The organism is Streptococcus sp. HMSC061E03 (assembly GCF_001813505.1).
Taxonomy (GTDB): Bacteria; Bacillota; Bacilli; order Lactobacillales; family Streptococcaceae; genus Streptococcus.
Map to the genome: position 1 here is coordinate 503,873 of NZ_KV812784.1, position 17,488 is coordinate 521,360.

General features: G+C 40.7%; 20 protein-coding genes and 1 other annotated feature. Of the genes, 19 read left to right on the top strand and 1 reads right to left on the bottom strand.

The window, feature by feature from the left end; translation table 11 throughout:
* Positions 1–171: 171 nt before the first annotated feature.
* A complete protein-coding gene (locus HMPREF2917_RS02600) occupies positions 172–606 on the bottom strand; it encodes a DUF6556 family protein (RefSeq protein ID WP_049498239.1) in 435 nt (144 codons plus the stop codon).
* Between the two features lie 192 nt (positions 607–798).
* Between HMPREF2917_RS02600 and HMPREF2917_RS02605 the strand changes: the two genes are divergently transcribed.
* The 19 genes from HMPREF2917_RS02605 (at position 799) to HMPREF2917_RS02695 (ending at position 17,487) form a co-directional block, all read left to right on the top strand.
* Positions 799–1,941: a cysteine desulfurase family protein gene (locus HMPREF2917_RS02605; RefSeq protein WP_070588904.1), complete on the top strand. Its 1,143-nt coding sequence runs from the start codon at positions 799–801 to the stop codon at positions 1,939–1,941.
* Positions 1,942–1,959: 18 nt separating this feature from the next.
* Positions 1,960–3,180: a tRNA uracil 4-sulfurtransferase ThiI gene (thiI, locus tag HMPREF2917_RS02610; protein WP_049488308.1), complete on the top strand. Its 1,221-nt coding sequence runs from the start codon at positions 1,960–1,962 to the stop codon at positions 3,178–3,180.
* 52 nt (positions 3,181–3,232) lie between these two features.
* On the top strand, positions 3,233–3,775 hold the full coding sequence (locus tag HMPREF2917_RS02615; protein WP_070588905.1) for a membrane lipoprotein lipid attachment site-containing protein: 543 nt from the start codon (positions 3,233–3,235) through the stop codon (positions 3,773–3,775).
* Between the two features lie 137 nt (positions 3,776–3,912).
* Positions 3,913–4,000: a sequence feature (ribosomal protein L21 leader region), on the top strand.
* A gap of 34 nt (positions 4,001–4,034) precedes the next feature.
* Entirely contained in the window at positions 4,035–4,349 is a 315-nt protein-coding gene (gene rplU / locus HMPREF2917_RS02620) for a 50S ribosomal protein L21 (RefSeq protein ID WP_003007734.1), read from the top strand.
* Positions 4,350–4,364: 15 nt separating this feature from the next.
* Entirely contained in the window at positions 4,365–4,709 is a 345-nt protein-coding gene (locus tag HMPREF2917_RS02625; RefSeq protein ID WP_031573608.1) for a ribosomal-processing cysteine protease Prp, read from the top strand.
* A 17-nt stretch (positions 4,710–4,726) separates the two neighbouring features.
* Positions 4,727–5,020, top strand: coding sequence for a 50S ribosomal protein L27 (gene rpmA / locus HMPREF2917_RS02630; RefSeq protein WP_003002805.1), 294 nt, complete (start codon positions 4,727–4,729; stop codon positions 5,018–5,020).
* A gap of 216 nt (positions 5,021–5,236) precedes the next feature.
* Positions 5,237–5,983, top strand: a complete 747-nt coding sequence (locus tag HMPREF2917_RS02635; RefSeq protein ID WP_049498244.1) for a DeoR/GlpR family DNA-binding transcription regulator — start codon at positions 5,237–5,239, stop codon at positions 5,981–5,983.
* 189 nt (positions 5,984–6,172) lie between these two features.
* Complete coding sequence (locus tag HMPREF2917_RS02640; RefSeq protein WP_023918370.1) at positions 6,173–6,649, top strand: PTS sugar transporter subunit IIA; 477 nt, start codon at positions 6,173–6,175, stop codon at positions 6,647–6,649.
* A gap of 35 nt (positions 6,650–6,684) precedes the next feature.
* Entirely contained in the window at positions 6,685–6,990 is a 306-nt protein-coding gene (locus tag HMPREF2917_RS02645; protein ID WP_003002828.1) for a PTS sugar transporter subunit IIB, read from the top strand.
* A 99-nt stretch (positions 6,991–7,089) separates the two neighbouring features.
* Positions 7,090–8,565 carry a PTS galactitol transporter subunit IIC gene (locus HMPREF2917_RS02650; RefSeq protein WP_049498245.1) on the top strand — a complete coding sequence of 492 codons (1,476 nt, stop codon included), beginning with the start codon at positions 7,090–7,092 and terminating at the stop codon, positions 8,563–8,565.
* Between the two features lie 202 nt (positions 8,566–8,767).
* Positions 8,768–9,193, top strand: a complete 426-nt coding sequence (gene lacA, locus HMPREF2917_RS02655; RefSeq protein WP_070588906.1) for a galactose-6-phosphate isomerase subunit LacA — start codon at positions 8,768–8,770, stop codon at positions 9,191–9,193.
* A gap of 16 nt (positions 9,194–9,209) precedes the next feature.
* A complete protein-coding gene (lacB, locus tag HMPREF2917_RS02660) occupies positions 9,210–9,725 on the top strand; it encodes a galactose-6-phosphate isomerase subunit LacB (RefSeq protein WP_003002763.1) in 516 nt (171 codons plus the stop codon).
* A 10-nt stretch (positions 9,726–9,735) separates the two neighbouring features.
* Complete coding sequence (locus HMPREF2917_RS02665) at positions 9,736–10,665, top strand: tagatose-6-phosphate kinase (RefSeq protein ID WP_049498246.1); 930 nt, start codon at positions 9,736–9,738, stop codon at positions 10,663–10,665.
* A 1-nt stretch (position 10,666) separates the two neighbouring features.
* The gene (gene lacD, locus HMPREF2917_RS02670; RefSeq protein ID WP_049484016.1) at positions 10,667–11,647 is read left to right on the top strand and encodes a tagatose-bisphosphate aldolase; all 981 of its coding nucleotides are present in this window, start codon (positions 10,667–10,669) and stop codon (positions 11,645–11,647) included.
* A 309-nt stretch (positions 11,648–11,956) separates the two neighbouring features.
* On the top strand, positions 11,957–12,790 hold the full coding sequence (locus HMPREF2917_RS02675; protein WP_049485463.1) for a PRD domain-containing protein: 834 nt from the start codon (positions 11,957–11,959) through the stop codon (positions 12,788–12,790).
* A 34-nt stretch (positions 12,791–12,824) separates the two neighbouring features.
* Positions 12,825–13,142 (top strand): PTS lactose/cellobiose transporter subunit IIA, encoded by a 318-nt coding sequence (locus HMPREF2917_RS02680; RefSeq protein WP_003007713.1) that lies wholly within the window; start codon positions 12,825–12,827, stop codon positions 13,140–13,142.
* On the top strand, positions 13,142–14,836 hold the full coding sequence (locus tag HMPREF2917_RS02685) for a lactose-specific PTS transporter subunit EIIC (protein ID WP_031573630.1): 1,695 nt from the start codon (positions 13,142–13,144) through the stop codon (positions 14,834–14,836). Before HMPREF2917_RS02680 ends, HMPREF2917_RS02685 begins: the two co-directional genes overlap by 1 nt.
* 214 nt (positions 14,837–15,050) lie before the next feature.
* Positions 15,051–16,457: a 6-phospho-beta-galactosidase gene (gene lacG, locus HMPREF2917_RS02690; RefSeq protein ID WP_031573632.1), complete on the top strand. Its 1,407-nt coding sequence runs from the start codon at positions 15,051–15,053 to the stop codon at positions 16,455–16,457.
* A gap of 127 nt (positions 16,458–16,584) precedes the next feature.
* Positions 16,585–17,487 carry a LysR family transcriptional regulator gene (locus HMPREF2917_RS02695; RefSeq protein ID WP_003001728.1) on the top strand — a complete coding sequence of 301 codons (903 nt, stop codon included), beginning with the start codon at positions 16,585–16,587 and terminating at the stop codon, positions 17,485–17,487.
* The last annotated feature ends 1 nt before the right edge of the window (position 17,488 follow it).

Consider the following 17,488-nt stretch of genomic DNA (forward strand, 5'->3'; position numbering starts at 1 on the left):
CTTACAGATATAGACCCAAAAAGTTTCCATATGAATGATTGGATCAATTCCAGGAAGAGCGTTCAAAGCTCAAATGGGAGTATGACAACGAGATAGATGCTTTCTATAAAAATCAGAAAAAGCTGGAATCGAAAGATAAAAAAAATCAGTAAGGTTGTCCTTACTGATTTTTTAGTTGGTTCCAGATGATGCTGTATCTGCGCCACTGTCTGTTGCTGTGGAGCCTTGGTCTTGTGCGGCAGACGAGCTAGATTCAGTAGCAGATGAGCTATCGGTTTCTTTTTGTGAACTTGTTTCTGTATTGCTTGAATTGGTTTGTGTATTGGTGTTAGCATCTGTATTAGTAGCGCTTGAGTCAGATCCCTTATCGTGGACCACGACGACGCTGGTGCTACTAGATGGTTTGTCTTCTGTTTTTTGATTGTCTTTATTGAGCAGACTCATGATGGTAAAGGAAGTGACGATAATCCCTAGGAGACTGGCAATCGTAGCTACAACCGTTTGAAATACGGACAAACCTTGTTTGACTTTCTCACCGCGAGATGGTCTTGTATCAACTTTTTCCTCAGGTTTTTGGTTTTTGTTACTTCTTGAATATTGTGACATGTTCATTCTCTTTCTATCAAAAATTGTTTTTTAACACTTTCCTATTATAAGTCATTTTCTGAAAAATGTCTAAAAAGAACTGAATTTTATAGAGTGATTTTGCCGCATCTCTCTTTATCAAATCCTTGTCCCAAGCGGTTAGAAATGATAAAATAGAAGTTACGTAAAAAGAAAGTGATGGATGCGTAGGACATGATCTATTTTGACAATTCAGCAACGACTAAACCCTATCCAGAAGCCCTTGCGACTTATACAGAAGTAGCGACTCGGATCTGGGGCAACCCTTCTAGTTTGCACAATCTAGGTAGTCAAGCTACTCGTATTTTGGAAGCTTCTCGGAAACAAATTGCGGAGCTAATTGGCAAGAAAGCTGAGGAAATTTACTTCACGTCTGGTGGGACAGAAGGGGACAACTGGATCCTAAAGGGTGTCGCCTTTGAGAAAGCTCCTTATGGCAAGCATATCATTGTCTCTGACATCGAGCATCCCGCTATCAAGGAGTCAGCTGCTTGGCTAAAGACGCAGGGATTCGAAGTGGATTACGCTCCAGTGGATGCGCGTGGCTTTGTCAAGGTGGATGCCTTGGCTAGTCTTCTCCGTCCGGATACGACCTTGGTCTCTGTCATGGCCGTCAACAATGAGATTGGTTCCATCCAGCCCATCCATGAAATCGCAGCTCTCCTGGAAGATCGTCCAACGATTAGTTTCCATGTCGATGCTGTGCAATCCTTGGCAAAGGTAGCAACAGAAGTTTATCTACCAGAGCGCGTGGACTTTGCGACCTTCTCTAGTCACAAATTCCATGGACTTCGCGGAGTCGGCTTTGTCTACATCAAAGAAGGCAAAAAGATCACCCCTCTCTTAACCGGAGGTGGTCAAGAAAAAGAAATGCGCTCGACAACCGAGAACGTGGCAGGCATCGCAGCAACAGCAAAAGCCCTACGCTTAGCTATGGAAAACCAAGAAGCTTTTGCCAACAAGACCCAGCAGATGAAAGAAGTCATCCGCAAAGAATTGGCCAACTATCCAGATGTCACCATCTTTTCTGGTGAGGATCACTTTGCGCCTCACATCTTGACTTTCGGGATCAAGGGAGTTCGTGGAGAAGTAGTGGTCCATGCCTTTGAAGAGTTTGATATTTACATCTCGACAACCAGTGCTTGCTCGTCCAAAGCTGGTAAGCCAGCTGGAACCTTGATTGCTATGGGAGTGGATAAGAGTATCGCACAGACAGCTGTTCGCTTGAGTCTCGATCTTGAAAAAGACATGAGCCAAGTCGAGCAATTCTTAACCAAGTTCAAACTGATTTACGAGCAAACACGAAAAGTACGTTAATTTTAGAAGGAAATCAACATGACCTTAACCTATTCAGAAATTATGATTCGCTATGGAGAGCTTTCTACTAAAGGAAAGAACCGTATGCGTTTTATCAATAAACTTCGCAATAATATCCAAGATGTTTTATCTATCTATCCAGCTGTCAAAGTGACAGCTGACCGCGATCGGGCGCATGCCTATCTGCATGGGACAGATTATGAGCCAGTAGCAGAATCCCTCAAGCAGGTTTTTGGAATCCAAAATTTTTCACCCGTTTACAAGATTGAAAAATCTGTTCCGGCCTTAAAAGCGGCTGTGCAAGAGATCATGAAGGAGATTTACAAGGACGGCTTGACCTTTAAAATCTCAAGTAAGCGCAGTGACCATACCTTTGAACTCGATAGTCGCGAGCTCAATCAAACCTTGGGAGGTGCGGTCTTTGAAGCGATCCCAACTATCCAAGCTCAGATGAAAAAACCAGATATCAACTTGCAGGTTGAAATCCGAGAAGAAGCAGCCTACATCTCTTATGAAACCATTAAAGGAGCAGGTGGCCTTCCTGTTGGTACGTCTGGTAAGGGCATGCTCATGCTTTCTGGTGGGATCGACTCTCCAGTAGCTGGCTACCTAGCCTTAAAGCGGGGTGTGGACATTGAGGCAGTACACTTTGCTAGCCCACCTTATACCAGCCCAGGTGCGCTGAAAAAAGCCCATGATTTAACACGGAAGTTGACCAAGTTTGGGGGCAATATCCAATTTATCGAGGTGCCCTTCACAGAGATTCAAGAAGAAATCAAGGCAAAAGCGCCAGAAGCTTACCTCATGACCTTGACCCGTCGCTTTATGATGCGCATTACAGACCGCATTCGCGAGGTTCGAGGTGGTTTGGTGATTATCAATGGTGAAAGTTTGGGACAAGTGGCTAGCCAAACCTTAGAGAGTATGCAAGCCATCAATGCAGTAACCAATACGCCGGTTATCCGTCCGGTAGTGACCATGGACAAATTGGAAATCATCGATATTGCCCAAGAGATTGATACCTTTGAAATTTCTATCCAGCCATTCGAAGACTGTTGTACCATCTTTGCACCGGATCGTCCAAAGACCAATCCAAAACTCAAAAATGCGGAGCAATATGAGCAACGTATGGATGTGGAAGCTTTGGTTGAGCGTGCGGTAGCAGGTATCATCGTAACAGAGATCACACCAAAAGCAGAAAAAGATGAGGTCGATGACCTGATTGAGGATTTGCTATAGGAGAGACTGGGAGTATCCAGCCTCTTTTTCTAACCAACTTAAAGGAGACAAGATGAAAAAAATTATCGTTTTAATGACAAGTTTGCTTCTGTTGACAGGCTGCGTCAAAGTATCATTTACTGGCCCGAAAAAAGAAGAAAAGACCAGCCAGTCAACCAGCAGTAAAAAAGAACCCCTCACATTTGTCAGAGCCGACCAGTACAAAGACCAGGACAACGAAGTCTTGGAAGCATCTGAGAAATTTATCAAGGAACATCCAACGCTTGGAGAACCTGGAAAATTATTTGTCTTTTTCCCAGGATATACCTTTGGAAATGAGGAAAATCGCTTCGCCTTATTCTTTATTGTGAATCGTACCACCACAACCATCGATCGTGATGGATCCTTTGTCCTGAATTTGGAATATGATGGAGAGCCACTTTTTAAAGATGTTACAGTTGACTATGAAGTGAGCGAATCGGGTGTGTTAAAACCAAATACTGCTGCAGCAATTCCGATAAAAATTACTAAGGAACAAGAAGAAAAAATGAAGGGGATGAACGATTCGTCTAAAGCCAAAATGAGCTTTAATGACTTTAAATTTAAGGATAAGTAGATGAAAGCCGGTTTTGAATGCGATCTTAAACTACAAGATACAAAAAATAGATTTTTCAAAGAAAATTCGCTTTCAAAGCGCAAAAATACTTGTCTTTGTCTGATAGAAGTGATATACTTAGAGAGTTGACTATGCACATGCCTGTGCAACCGCTCGAACATCGTCGCTCATTTCCATGAGAGTAAGTGGTTCGTCCCACGATGCTAGGCGAGTCTTCACAAAAATACGGGGAAACCCAAAAATACATAGGAGGTGCATAATGAGCACATACGCAATCATTAAAACTGGCGGAAAACAAGTTAAAGTTGAAGTTGGTCAAGCAGTCTACGTTGAAAAATTGAACGTTGAAGCTGGTCAAGAAGTTACATTTAACGAAGTTGTTCTTGTTGGTGGTGAAAACACTGTTGTCGGAACTCCACTTGTTTCAGGAGCTACTGTTGTTGGAACTGTTGAAAAACAAGGAAAACAAAAGAAAGTTGTTACTTACAAGTACAAACCTAAAAAAGGTAGCCACCGTAAACAAGGTCACCGTCAACCTTACACTAAAGTTGTCATCAACGCAATCAACGCTTAATTTTTAGGAGAACACATGATACAAGCAGTCTTTGAACGAGCCGAAGATGGCGAGCTGAGGAGTGCAGAAATCACTGGGCACGCTGGAAGCGGTGAATACGGCTTTGATGTCGTGTGTGCATCGGTTTCGACTCTAGCCATTAACTTTATCAACTCTGTTGAGAAATTTGCAGGCTACGAACCGGATCTAGAATTAAACGAAGAAGAAGGTGGCTTCCTTCGGGTCACTATCCCGACAGATATTCCACCACATCAAAGAGAAATGACCCAACTATTCTTTGAATCATTTTTCTTAGGGATGGCAAACTTATCGGAGAACTCTTCAGAGTTCGTCCAAACAAGAGTTATCACAGAAAACTAACATGGAGGAAAACAATTATGTTGAAATTGAATCTTGCTAACTTGCAACTTTTCGCCCACAAAAAAGGTGGAGGTTCTACATCAAACGGACGTGATTCACAAGCAAAACGTCTTGGAGCTAAAGCAGCTGATGGACAAACTGTAACAGGTGGATCTATCCTTTACCGTCAACGCGGTACACACATCTACCCAGGTGTGAACGTTGGACGTGGTGGAGACGATACTTTGTTCGCAAAAGTTGAAGGCGTAGTACGCTTCGAACGTAAAGGTCGCGATAAAAAACAAGTTTCTGTTTACCCAATCGCAAAATAAAAAGGTTCAGTGAACCTTTTTATCCCGAGCCTTGAAATATTAAGGTGAGGAAGCTAGAAATAGCATAAATCAAAGCTTTCCGGATTGACGGAAGGCTTTTTTCTTTTATTTATTTAAAAATATCGTGTTTACTCTTGTTAATATAATGTTTGAATTTGTGTTTTTTGAAAAATGTAGTATAATAGAGACAAATATAGTAGGAATGGAAGTAGTACCATGAAAGATAGCAGACATGTTGAAATTCTTCAGGAACTGGATCGAAAAAGTGTGGTATCGGTCAAAGAGCTCAAGGAACTTTTTGGGGTGACAGATATGACCATTCGTCGCGATCTGATTGATCTTGAAAAACAAGGTCTTTTAGTTCGTGTACATGGTGGGGCCCACAAAAAAGTCAAAGATAGCTTATTAGAAGCTTCTCACAGTGAAAAAAATCTGATCAATATTGATGAGAAACGAAGCATTGCCAAAAAATGTGCAGACTTGATCGAAAATGGGGATACCGTCTTTATTGGCTCTGGTACAACAACAGACTTTATCGGAGATTATTTGGAAGGGAAAGAAATTAGCATCGTCACCAACTCCCTGCCTATTTTTGAGAAGCTCAAGGATTTCCCGAATTATGACTTGATATTAGTTGGTGGTCGCTACCGGGTAAAGACACAAACCTTTGTCGGTCAATTTGCCAATAAACTCTTGAAAGAAATCAAGGTTTCTAAAGCCTTTATCGGGGTGAATGGAATCGATGGCCATAGTGTCTCCACAGCTAATGAAGAAGAAGGAAATGGCAATGCCATTATTCTGAACAATGCGATAGAGAAATATGTGGTAGCTGATAACAGCAAGTTTGATAGTTATTCCTTCTACAGTTTCTATCGTGTGGAAGATCTAAATGCCATTATTACCGATGATAGTATTCCAAAGAAGATCAAAGACAAATACGGCTTGTATACGAAAATCATATAAAACAAAGTGGTCTCAAAAAAGAGACCACTTTTTACTGATTTAAGGATGTTGGAAAATGACGGATAGAAAGCGCTTTAGAGAGATATACAAACAAAATTAAACAAATTTAGACAAAAAATGATTGACAATCAATCAATATAGTGATATACTGAAGCTATAAATAAATAGTTAGATAAGGAGGTGGCAACAATGGGATTAAATCAACTCTTTAACAAAGATCTTGTATTTTGCCTACATGCCAAGGATCAAACAGATCTCTTTGAGCAGGTAGCAAGCTTATTGGAAGAGCGACAGATTGTGACACCAACCTATCGTTCCGCTTTGATTGAGCGTGAAAAGTCTTTCCCGACTGGATTAGACATGGAATTTCTTGGTAAGGACTTACCAAATGTGGCGATCCCGCACACAGACATTGTCCATAATCTCACTGAGAATGTGGTTGTGGTTCGTTTGGATCAACCCGTAACTTTCCATAATATGATTGCTCCAGATAAGGAAGTTCAAGTTTCACTTTTATTCTTCATTATCAATAATACGAGCTCAAGCCAAACCAATATTTTGGCCCAACTGATGGATTTCTTTACATCCAATGGAAATCTCGAAGCTCTATCAAAATTAGATAGTGAAGATAAGCTTTATCAATACATTACGGAAACTATTTCCTAAAACATTCGTAAATATTTATAATGGAGGACATCCAAATGATTAAAATTTTAGCTGCCTGTGGTGCAGGTGTTAACTCTAGCCACCAAATTAAGAATGCTTTGGAAGAAGAGTTGTCAAACCGTGGTTATGATGTGCGTTGTGACGCTGTCATGGTCAAAGACGTCAATGAAGATTTGATTTCTGGTTATGACATCTTTACTCCAATTGCTGCTACTGATTTGGGATTCGATCCTGGTATTCCAGTGGTAGAAGCAGGACCAATCTTGTTCCGTATTCCAGCGATGAGTGCGCCAGTCTTTGATAACATCGAAGCTGCCATTAAAGAACATGGATTAAGTTAATATTTTTTTAAACATGATTGTAAGCGTTATCCAATTATAAAATTGGGAACACTTTATGCTGTAAATTACAAAAAAATTCATAAATCGGGAGGATTTATTATGAATGGCATTATTGATTTTGCCAATAAATTTTTCAAACCCATCCTAGACATGGGTGCTCCGATCATCATGTTGATCGTCCTAACTCTATTGGCACTTTTGTTTGGAGTGAAATTCTCCAAAGCGCTTGAAGGTGGTATTAAACTTGCCATCGCCCTTACTGGTATCGGTGCTATCATCGGTATGTTGAATGGAGCTTTCTCAGCATCTCTTGCAAAATTCGTTGAGAATACTGGTATTCAATTGAATATCACAGACGTTGGTTGGGCGCCTCTTGCGACCATTACTTGGGGGTCTGCCTGGACACTTTACTTCTTGTTGATTATGTTGATCGTCAACGTTATCATGCTTGCGATCAAGAAAACGGATACGCTTGACGTCGATATCTTCGATATCTGGCACTTGTCTATCACTGGTCTTTTGATCAAATGGTATGCTGACAATAACGGTGTCAGCCAAGGAGTTTCACTTTTCGTTGCAACTCTTGCCGTTGTCCTTGTAGGGGTTATGAAAATCATCAACTCAGACTTGATGAAACCAACATTTGATGATTTGTTGAATGCACCAAGTTCATCACCTATGACATCTACTCACATGAACTACATGATGAACCCAATCATCATGGTCTTGGATAAAATCTTTGACAAATTCTTCCCAGGTCTTGATAAATACGACTTCGACGCTGCTAAATTGAACAAGAAGATCGGTTTCTGGGGATCTAAATTCTTTATCGGTTTCCTTCTTGGAATCGTCATCGGTATCATGGGTACTCCACATCCAGTTGCTGGTGTACAAGATGCTGACAAATGGGAATTGGTTATTAAAGGTTGGTTGAGCCTTGGTTTGACTGCCGGTGTCTGCTTGGAATTGTTCTCATTGATCGGTTCTTGGTTCATCGCAGCAGTAGAACCATTGTCACAAGGTATTACAAACGTTGCTACTAAACGTCTTCAAGGACGTAAATTCAACATCGGTTTGGACTGGCCATTTATCGCTGGTCGTGCTGAAATCTGGGCTTGTGCCAACGTACTTGCGCCAATCATGTTGATCGAAGCAGTGCTTCTTTCTAAAGTCGGAAATGGTATCTTGCCACTTGCAGGTATCATCGCTATGGGTGTAACTCCAGCCTTGTTGGTTGTAACACGCGGTAAATTGATCCGTATGATCATCTTTGGAAGCCTTCTCTTGCCACTCTTCCTTCTTTCAGGTACATTGATTGCACCATTTGCAACTCAATTGGCTAAGAGTGTTGATGCCTTCCCTAAAGGGGTAGCTTCTACTCAATTGATCACTCACTCAACTCTTGAAGGACCAGTTGAAAAATTGCTCGGTTGGACAATCGGTAACGCAACAACTGGTGATATCAAGGCTATCCTTGGTGTAGTTGTCTTCTTAGCATTCTATATCGGAATCTTCGCTTGGTACAGAAAACAAATGATCAAACGTAACGAAGAATATGCTGCAAATGCAAAATAATCGTTCCATGTAGTTTGAAAACTGACACCATATCTTTTCTAGATATGGTGTTTTTATTTTTAAAAAATGTTCGAAAATAAACAATTTAATGTTGACTTTCGTTCAAAATAGGTGTAATATAATATCAAAAGTAAGAAAATGTTTCTTTGTGAAAAATTAACAACAGGAATATTTGCTGAAACAAACAAAAGGAGGACAGGACATGTCTATTGTAATTGGTGCAGATGCTGCAGGATTAAGATTAAAAGATCTCGTGAAAGAGTTTCTTGTAAAAGAAAACTTCGATGTTGTAGATGTAACCGCTGAAGGTCAAGATTTTGTAGATGTGACACTTGCAGTTGCGAGCGAAGTGAACAAAAATGATCAAAATCTTGGAATCGTGATTGATGCTTATGGAGCTGGTCCATTTATGGTTGCGACTAAAATCAAAGGAATGGTGGCAGCAGAAGTTTCAGATGAACGTTCTACTTATATGACACGTGGCCACAACAATTCTCGAATGATTACCATGGGAGCTGAAATTGTTGGAGATGAATTGGCGAAAAACATTGCCAAAGGCTTCGTCAATGGTAAATACGACGGCGGCCGTCACCAAATCCGTGTTGATATGTTGAATAAGATGTGCTAATGAGAGGAGAATTCAAATGAGAATTGCAATTGGTTGTGATCACATTGTGACAAATGAAAAAATGGCTGTTTCTGATTTTTTGAAATCAAAAGGATACGAAGTGCTCGACTTTGGGACTTATGACCATACACGTACCCACTATCCAATCTTTGGTAAGAAAGTCGGTGAAGCCGTAGCAAGTGGCCAAGCAGATCTTGGTGTTTGTATCTGTGGTACTGGTGTTGGGATTAACAATGCTGTTAACAAAGTACCTGGTATCCGTTCTGCCTTGGTACGCGATATGACAACTGCTCTCTATGCAAAAGAAGAATTGAACGCGAATGTCATCGGATTTGGTGGTAAAATTACTGGTGAATTGCTCATGTGCGATATCATTGAAGCATTTATCCACGCTGAATACAAACCAACTGAAGAAAATAAAAAATTGATCGCTAAGATCCAACATGTGGAAACACATAATGCTCATCAAGCGGATGCTGATTTCTTTACAGAATTCCTTGAAAAATGGGACCGTGGTGAATACCACGACTAAGAGGTGACGTATGATATTAACGGTCACGATGAACCCTTCGATTGATATTTCTTATCCTTTGGATGTACTCCAGTTGGATACAGTCAATCGTGTGGCTGAGGTGAGTAAGACAGCTGGTGGGAAAGGTCTTAACGTTACTCGTGTACTTTCTGAGATAAAGGATCCAGTGGCAGCGACTGGCCTACTTGGTGGTCGAACAGGGCAATTCATTCTCGATCATTTAGGAGAAGGGATAGAGGAACGTTTCTTTGAAATTGCTGGAGATACACGTAATTGTATCGCCATCCTTCACGAAGGCAAGCAAACAGAAATCTTAGAAAAAGGTCCAACCATTTCTGAGAAAGAAGGGAAAGACTTTCTAGACCATTATCGTCACTTGGTTGAACAAGTAGAGGTTGTTGCCATCTCTGGAAGTCTTCCTGCTGGTTTACCAGTGGACTACTATGCTAGCCTTGTCAAGATTGCAAGGGAAGCTGGGAAACCAGTCGTACTCGATTGCTCGGGAGCTTCTTTAGAAGCTGCCATTCAAGCAGCTGTCAAGCCTACGGTCATTAAACCAAACAATGAAGAATTATCACAGTTGTTAGGAAAAGAAGTGAGTAAGAATGTGGAAGACTTAAAAGAAGTTCTTCAGGATTCTCTCTTTGATGGCATCGAATGGGTGATTGTCTCCCTTGGTGCAAATGGCGCTTTCGCTAAGCATGGGGATGTCTTCTATAAGGTAGATATTCCTAAGATCGATGTCGTCAATCCAGTCGGATCTGGTGATTCGACTGTTGCAGGGATTGCATCTGGTCTCTATCATCATGAGAGTGACGCAGACTTGCTTAAGAAAGCAAATGTTCTTGGAATGTTAAATGCGCAAGAAGCGCAAACAGGACATGTCAACATGGGGCACTATGATGCCTTGTATCAACAATTAATCGTAAAAGAGGTATAAAATGGTATTAACAGAACAAAAACGCAACTATTTGGAACGTCTTAGTACAAAAGACGGTGTCATTTCAGCTTTGGCCTTCGACCAACGTGGAGCTTTGAAACGCTTGATGGCCAAATACCAAGACACTGAGCCAACTGTAGCACAAATGGAAGAATTAAAAGTCCTTGTAGCTGATGAATTGACAAAATATGCTTCATCTATGTTATTGGACCCAGAATATGGTCTACCTGCTACAAAAGCCTTGGACAAAGATGCAGGACTCTTGCTCGCATACGAAAAGACAGGTTACGATACATCTAGCACCAAACGCTTGCCTGACTGCTTGAACCTTTGGTCAGCAAAACGCATTAAAGAACAAGGTGCAGATGCTGTGAAATTCTTGCTCTACTATGATGTAGATAGTGCAGAAGAACTCAACCAAGAAAAACAAGCTTACATCGAACGCATCGGTTCAGAATGTGTGGCAGAAGACATTCCATTTTTCCTTGAAATCTTAGCTTATGATGAAGGAATTGCAGATGCAACCTCTGCTGAATATGCAAAAGTGAAACCTCGTAAAGTCATTGAAGCGATGAAAGTCTTCTCAGATCCTCGTTTCAATATCGATGTATTGAAAGTAGAAGTTCCTGTCAATGTTAACTACGTGGAAGGATTTGGAGAAGGTGAAGTTGTCTATAGTCGTGAAGAAGCGGCTGCTTTCTTCAAGGAACAAGAAGAAGCAACCAACCTTCCATACATCTACCTCAGTGCTGGTGTATCCGCAAAACTCTTCCAAGAAACATTGGAATTTGCTCATGCATCAGGTGCCAACTTCAACGGTGTTCTTTGTGGACGTGCGACATGGGCAGGTTCAGTAGAAGCATACATCAAAGATGGAGAAGCAGCTGCTCGTGAATGGCTTCGTACAGAAGGTCGTCAAAATATTGAAGAATTGAACGCAGTCTTGGCTAAAGTGGCAACACCTTGGACAGAACGCGTGTAAGAAACAAATCGTTATTGCCTCCTAAAGCAACATTTAGAACATTGGAAGGAAGAAATTCCTTCCAATGTTCTTCATTATTTTTAGGCTTTGTTTATTTTTTATAAAAAATGTTTAAAAATTTTCGCTGTAAGGGTTTACAAAATAAAAAACTTATGATAGAATAAGTTCATAAGTTAAATAGCAGTGAGCGTTACTAAGTTAGATTAGGCGTGACCACAAGTAGATTGAATGATTAGCATAGGCTAGTTTTTTCAGTTGCTTCGTGGTCATTTTTATTTGCTTTTAACAAATTTTACAAAGGAGAGCCTCATGTATCGTATTATCCATCCAATGAACAATAATGTTGCTTTGGTTCAAAATGAGCTTCAACAAGAGTTAATTGTTGTTGGGAATGGGATTGCTTTTGGTAAAAAGAAACATGATCTAGTAGCTGATGATAAGGTCGAAAAAGTATTTCGTTTAAACACGGATGAATCAAGAGAAAACTTTATGGCCCTTCTAAAGGATGTTCCTCTTGATTTCATTACAACTACTTATGAAGTGATTGATACCTTGTCTAAGAAATATGCCTATCCTGTTCAAGAATATATCTATGTGACACTTACAGATCACATCTTTTGTTCTTACCAGGCGGTTCAACAGGGAAGATACAAACACAGTGATCTACCTGATGCGTCTGCTATGCATCCGATTCCCTATAAAATCGCAAAGGAAGCGATTGAAATCTTTCGAGAGCGGCTCTTGGATCAATTTCCTGATGACGAAGTGAATCGTATCGCCTATCACTTCATCAATGCACAAGGGGAAGTCATTCATGAGCAGGATCCTGATGTCCAAGATCGCCAAGCGATTTTGAAAGCTGTAGAAGAAAAACTAGCTCAAAATGGATTGAAACGGAAAGAAGAAAACAGTCATTTCTATGATCGCTTTATGATCCATCTCAATTATTTCCTAGATTCGCTAGATAAGGGAAGAGAAGATCCAGAAGGTTTGAGCGAGATGGAACAACTGATTCAGCTAAGTTATCCAAAGGCTTATGAGATTAGTCATCAAATCTACCAAACCATCGCTGAACAGACAGGAGCCAAGATATCTCCTAATGAAAAAGTCTATTTAGCCCTTCATATTCAACGTCTATTATAAAAATTTTCAAAAGGTATCATAAGGAGGAACCAACATGAATAAAGAAGAAGTCCAATTACTTGGCTTTGAAATTGTCGCTTATGCCGGTGACGCTCGATCAAAATTAGTGGAAGCCTTAAAAGCTGCTGAAAATGGTGATTTTGCTAAAGCAGAATCCTTAGTAGAAGAAGCGGGGTCTTGTATCGCTGAGGCTCACAAATCTCAAACGACCATGCTAGCGCATGAAGCAGCAGGAGAAGAAATCCCCTATAGCATTACCATGATGCATGGTCAAGACCATCTCATGACAACAATCCTATTAAAAGACGTGATTCACCATCTGATTGAACTATATAAAAGAGGAGCGAAATAATGAATAAACTGATTGAACTGATTGAAAAAGGGAAACCTTTCTTTGAAAAGATTTCTCGAAACAAATATTTGCGAGCGATTCGGGATGGCTTTATTGCAGGGATGCCTGTTATCCTTTTCTCATCTATCTTCATCCTAATTGCGTATGTACCAAACGCTTGGGGATTCCATTGGTCTAAAGATATTGAAACTTTCTTGATGACTCCATATAGCTATTCTATGGGCATCTTGGCCTTCTTCGTTGGTGGTACAACGGCTAAGGCTTTGACTGATTCAATGAACCGCGACCTTCCAGCAACTAACCAAATCAACTTCATTTCTACAATGTTGGCTTCTATGGTTGGCTTCTTGCTCATGGCTGCCGAACCTGCTAAAGAAGGTGGATTCTTAACAGCCTTCATGGGTACAAAAGGTCTGTTGACAGCCTTCATTGCAGCCTTTGTTACCGTTAATGTTTATAAGGTCTGTGTGAAAAATAATGTGACGATTCGCATGCCAGACGAGGTTCCACCAAATATTTCACAAGTATTTAAAGACCTGATTCCATTTACATTGTCAGTTGTACTCTTGTATGCACTTGAATTAGTTGTGAAAGCAAGCCTTCATGTAACGGTTGCTGAATCAATCGGTACCCTTCTTGCTCCACTATTCTCAGCAGCAGACGGTTATGTTGGTATTACGATTATTTTCGGTGCCTTTGCATTCTTCTGGTTTATTGGTATTCACGGCCCATCTATCGTTGAGCCTGCGATTGCAGCGATCACTTATGCAAATGCCGAAGTCAACTTGAACCTCCTTCAACAAGGTATGCACGCTGATAAGATCCTTACATCTGGTACACAAATGTTCATCGTCACTATGGGTGGTACTGGTGCAACTCTTGTTGTTCCGTTCATGTTTATGTGGTTATGTAAATCGAAACGAAATCGTGCTATTGGACGCGCTTCAGTAGTTCCTACATTCTTTGGTGTAAACGAACCAATCTTGTTTGGTGCACCACTTGTTTTGAACCCAATCTTCTTTATCCCATTCATCTTTGCACCAATTGCAAACGTATGGATCTTTAAGTTCTTTATTGAAACACTTGGCATGAACTCATTTACTGCCAACCTTCCATGGACTACACCAGGACCTCTTGGTATTGTTCTTGGTACAAACTTCCAGTTCTTATCATTCGCTCTTGCAGCATTGTTAATTGTAGTAGATATTGTTATCTACTATCCATTCCTCAAGGTTTATGATGAACAAATTCTTGAAGAAGAACGTTCAGGTAAAACTAATGATGAATTAAAAGAAAAGGTAGCTGCAAACTTTAACACTGCAAAAGCAGATGCTATTCTTGAAAAAGCTGGAGTAGATTCAGCACAAAATACAATTACTGAAGAAACAAACGTCCTCGTTCTTTGTGCTGGTGGAGGAACAAGTGGTCTTCTTGCCAATGCTTTGAATAAAGCCGCAGAAGAGTATAAAGTTCCAGTTAAAGCTGCAGCAGGTGGCTATGGAGCCCACCGTGAAATGTTGCCAGAATTTGACCTTGTTATCTTGGCGCCTCAGGTTGCTTCCAACTTCGAAGATATGAAGGCTGAAACAGATAAACTAGGCATCAAATTGGCGAAGACAGAAGGTGCTCAGTACATCAAGTTAACCCGTGATGGAAAAGGTGCTCTAGCCTTTGTTCAAGCTCAATTCGATTAACGATAGGGACTGTGAAACAGTCTCCTATCGTAACGGAAATCGCTATGGCGATTTTCCTAATCGACTTGTTAATTCGTCGGTAAAAATATATCGTTTTTACCTCCTCATGTCACAATTCGGTGGCTTGGTACAAGAAGTGAGATGGAGATGGATGGCTCACTAACTCCTCTCCATCTTGCTTTATTTTTATTTTATGATTGAGAAGGGGAAACTTATGTCAAAAACATTACCTAAAGATTTTATTTTTGGTGGCGCAACTGCAGCTTATCAGGCAGAAGGTGCGACTCATACAGACGGTAAAGGACCTGTTGCATGGGATAAATATTTAGCAGACAACTATTGGTATACTGCTGAACCAGCGAGTGATTTCTACCATAAATATCCAGTAGACTTACAGTTGGCGGAAGAATATGGCGTAAACGGAATTCGTATTTCTATTGCTTGGTCACGTATTTTCCCAACTGGCTATGGTGAAGTCAATCCAAAAGGGGTAGAATTCTATCATAAGTTATTTGCAGAATGCCATAAACGTCATGTAGAACCATTCGTAACTCTTCACCACTTTGATACTCCTGAAGCTCTTCACTCAAATGGAGACTTCTTGAATCGTGAAAATATCGAACACTTTGTAGATTATGCTGCTTTCTGTTTTGAAGAATTCCCAGAAGTCAACTACTGGACAACCTTCAATGAAATTGGCCCAATCGGTGATGGTCAATACTTGGTTGGTAAATTCCCACCAGGTATTCAATATGACCTTGCCAAAGTCTTCCAATCTCACCACAATATGATGGTTTCTCATGCACGTGCTGTGAAATTGTACAAAGACAAAGGTTATAAAGGTGAAATCGGGGTTGTTCACGCACTTCCAACTAAGTATCCATTGGATCCTAAAAATCCTGCAGACGTACGTGCTGCTGAGTTGGAAGATATCATCCACAACAAGTTTATCTTGGATGCGACTTACCTCGGACACTATTCAGATGCAACCATGGAAGGGGTAAACCACATTCTTTCAGTTAATGGTGGTAGTCTGGATCTTCGGGACGAAGACTTTGCAGCACTTGAAGCAGCTAAAGATTTGAACGACTTCCTTGGAATTAACTACTACATGAGTGATTGGATGGAAGCCTTTGATGGCGAAACAGAAATCATTCATAATGGTAAAGGGGAAAAAGGAAGCTCTAAATACCAAATCAAAGGTGTTGGACGTCGTGTAGCTCCTGACTATGTACCTCGTACTGACTGGGACTGGATCATCTACCCTCAAGGTTTGTATGATCAAATCATGCGTGTCAAGAAAGATTATCCAAATTACAAGAAGATCTACATCACTGAAAACGGACTTGGATACAAAGATGAGTTTGTGGACAATACGGTTTATGACGATGGCCGGATTGATTATGTGAAACAACACTTGGAAGTCTTGTCGGATGCGATTGCTGATGGTGCAAACGTCAAAGGATACTTCATCTGGTCTCTTATGGACGTCTTCTCTTGGTCTAATGGTTACGAAAAACGCTATGGTCTCTTCTATGTAGACTTTGAAACCCAAGAGCGCTATCCGAAGAAATCGGCTCATTGGTACAAGAAAGTAGCTGAAACTCAAGTGATTGAATAAGTATCAACTGGAACTGTTTTAGTTCCAGTTTTTTTATTTTCACTTGATGAAGGTCTCTTAAACGCATCTCTTCTTTCAGCCCCTAATTTATGGTATAATAGATCGATACTGTAATAAGGAAAATAGAATGAATATACAACAATTACGATATGTAGTGGCGATTGCCAATAGTGGTACTTTTCGTGAGGCTGCTGAAAAAATGTATGTGAGTCAGCCGAGCTTGTCTATTTCAGTACGCGATCTGGAAAAGGAACTGGGCTTTAAAATTTTTCGTCGAACTAGTTCGGGGACATTTTTGACCCGTCGGGGAATGGAATTTTATGAAAAAGCGCAGGACGTGGTTAAGGGGTTTGATATTTTTCAAAATCAATATGCCAGTCCTGAAGAAGAGAAGAAAGAATTCTCTATTTCTAGTCAACACTATGACTTCTTGCCACCATTGATGACGGAATTCTCGATCCGCTATCCGGAAAATAAAAACTTCCGCATCTTTGAGTCAACGACGGTCCAAATTTTGGATGAAGTGGCTCAAGGGCATAGTGAGTTGGGGATTATTTATCTCAACCGTCAAAATACCAAGGGAATTATGCAACGGGTTGATAAATTAGGACTTGAAGTGGTGGATTTGATTCCTTTTCAGACTCATATTTACCTTCGCAAGGGACACCCTCTGGCTAAGAAGAAAAAACTGGTCATGGAAGATCTAGCTCAATTGCCAACTGTTCGCTTTACCCAAGAAAAAGATGAGTACCTCTATTATTCAGAGAATTTTGTCGATACCAGTTCGAGCTCCCAAATGTTCAATGTAACCGACCGGGCCACCTTGAATGGGATCTTGGAGCGGACAGATGCTTATGCGACAGGATCAGGCTTTTTAGATAGCCAGTCAGTGAATGGTATTACCGTGATTCCTTTAGAAGACAACTTGGACAATAAAATGGTCTATGTCAAACGCGAAGAGATGGATCTCTCCCCTGTAGCAGAGAAGTTTGTCGAGGTCATGGTAGAGTATTTTGATCAAAAGAGGTAAG

Coding starts and splice junctions, on each gene's coding strand:
- HMPREF2917_RS02600 (WP_049498239.1), bottom strand. CDS start 606: ATGTCACAATATTCAAGAAGTAACAAAAACCAAAAACCTGAGGAAAAA.
- HMPREF2917_RS02605 (WP_070588904.1), top strand. CDS start 799: ATGATCTATTTTGACAATTCAGCAACGACTAAACCCTATCCAGAAGCC.
- thiI (WP_049488308.1), top strand. CDS start 1,960: ATGACCTTAACCTATTCAGAAATTATGATTCGCTATGGAGAGCTTTCT.
- HMPREF2917_RS02615 (WP_070588905.1), top strand. CDS start 3,233: ATGAAAAAAATTATCGTTTTAATGACAAGTTTGCTTCTGTTGACAGGC.
- rplU (WP_003007734.1), top strand. CDS start 4,035: ATGAGCACATACGCAATCATTAAAACTGGCGGAAAACAAGTTAAAGTT.
- HMPREF2917_RS02625 (WP_031573608.1), top strand. CDS start 4,365: ATGATACAAGCAGTCTTTGAACGAGCCGAAGATGGCGAGCTGAGGAGT.
- rpmA (WP_003002805.1), top strand. CDS start 4,727: ATGTTGAAATTGAATCTTGCTAACTTGCAACTTTTCGCCCACAAAAAA.
- HMPREF2917_RS02635 (WP_049498244.1), top strand. CDS start 5,237: ATGAAAGATAGCAGACATGTTGAAATTCTTCAGGAACTGGATCGAAAA.
- HMPREF2917_RS02640 (WP_023918370.1), top strand. CDS start 6,173: ATGGGATTAAATCAACTCTTTAACAAAGATCTTGTATTTTGCCTACAT.
- HMPREF2917_RS02645 (WP_003002828.1), top strand. CDS start 6,685: ATGATTAAAATTTTAGCTGCCTGTGGTGCAGGTGTTAACTCTAGCCAC.
- HMPREF2917_RS02650 (WP_049498245.1), top strand. CDS start 7,090: ATGAATGGCATTATTGATTTTGCCAATAAATTTTTCAAACCCATCCTA.
- lacA (WP_070588906.1), top strand. CDS start 8,768: ATGTCTATTGTAATTGGTGCAGATGCTGCAGGATTAAGATTAAAAGAT.
- lacB (WP_003002763.1), top strand. CDS start 9,210: ATGAGAATTGCAATTGGTTGTGATCACATTGTGACAAATGAAAAAATG.
- HMPREF2917_RS02665 (WP_049498246.1), top strand. CDS start 9,736: ATGATATTAACGGTCACGATGAACCCTTCGATTGATATTTCTTATCCT.
- lacD (WP_049484016.1), top strand. CDS start 10,667: ATGGTATTAACAGAACAAAAACGCAACTATTTGGAACGTCTTAGTACA.
- HMPREF2917_RS02675 (WP_049485463.1), top strand. CDS start 11,957: ATGTATCGTATTATCCATCCAATGAACAATAATGTTGCTTTGGTTCAA.
- HMPREF2917_RS02680 (WP_003007713.1), top strand. CDS start 12,825: ATGAATAAAGAAGAAGTCCAATTACTTGGCTTTGAAATTGTCGCTTAT.
- HMPREF2917_RS02685 (WP_031573630.1), top strand. CDS start 13,142: ATGAATAAACTGATTGAACTGATTGAAAAAGGGAAACCTTTCTTTGAA.
- lacG (WP_031573632.1), top strand. CDS start 15,051: ATGTCAAAAACATTACCTAAAGATTTTATTTTTGGTGGCGCAACTGCA.
- HMPREF2917_RS02695 (WP_003001728.1), top strand. CDS start 16,585: ATGAATATACAACAATTACGATATGTAGTGGCGATTGCCAATAGTGGT.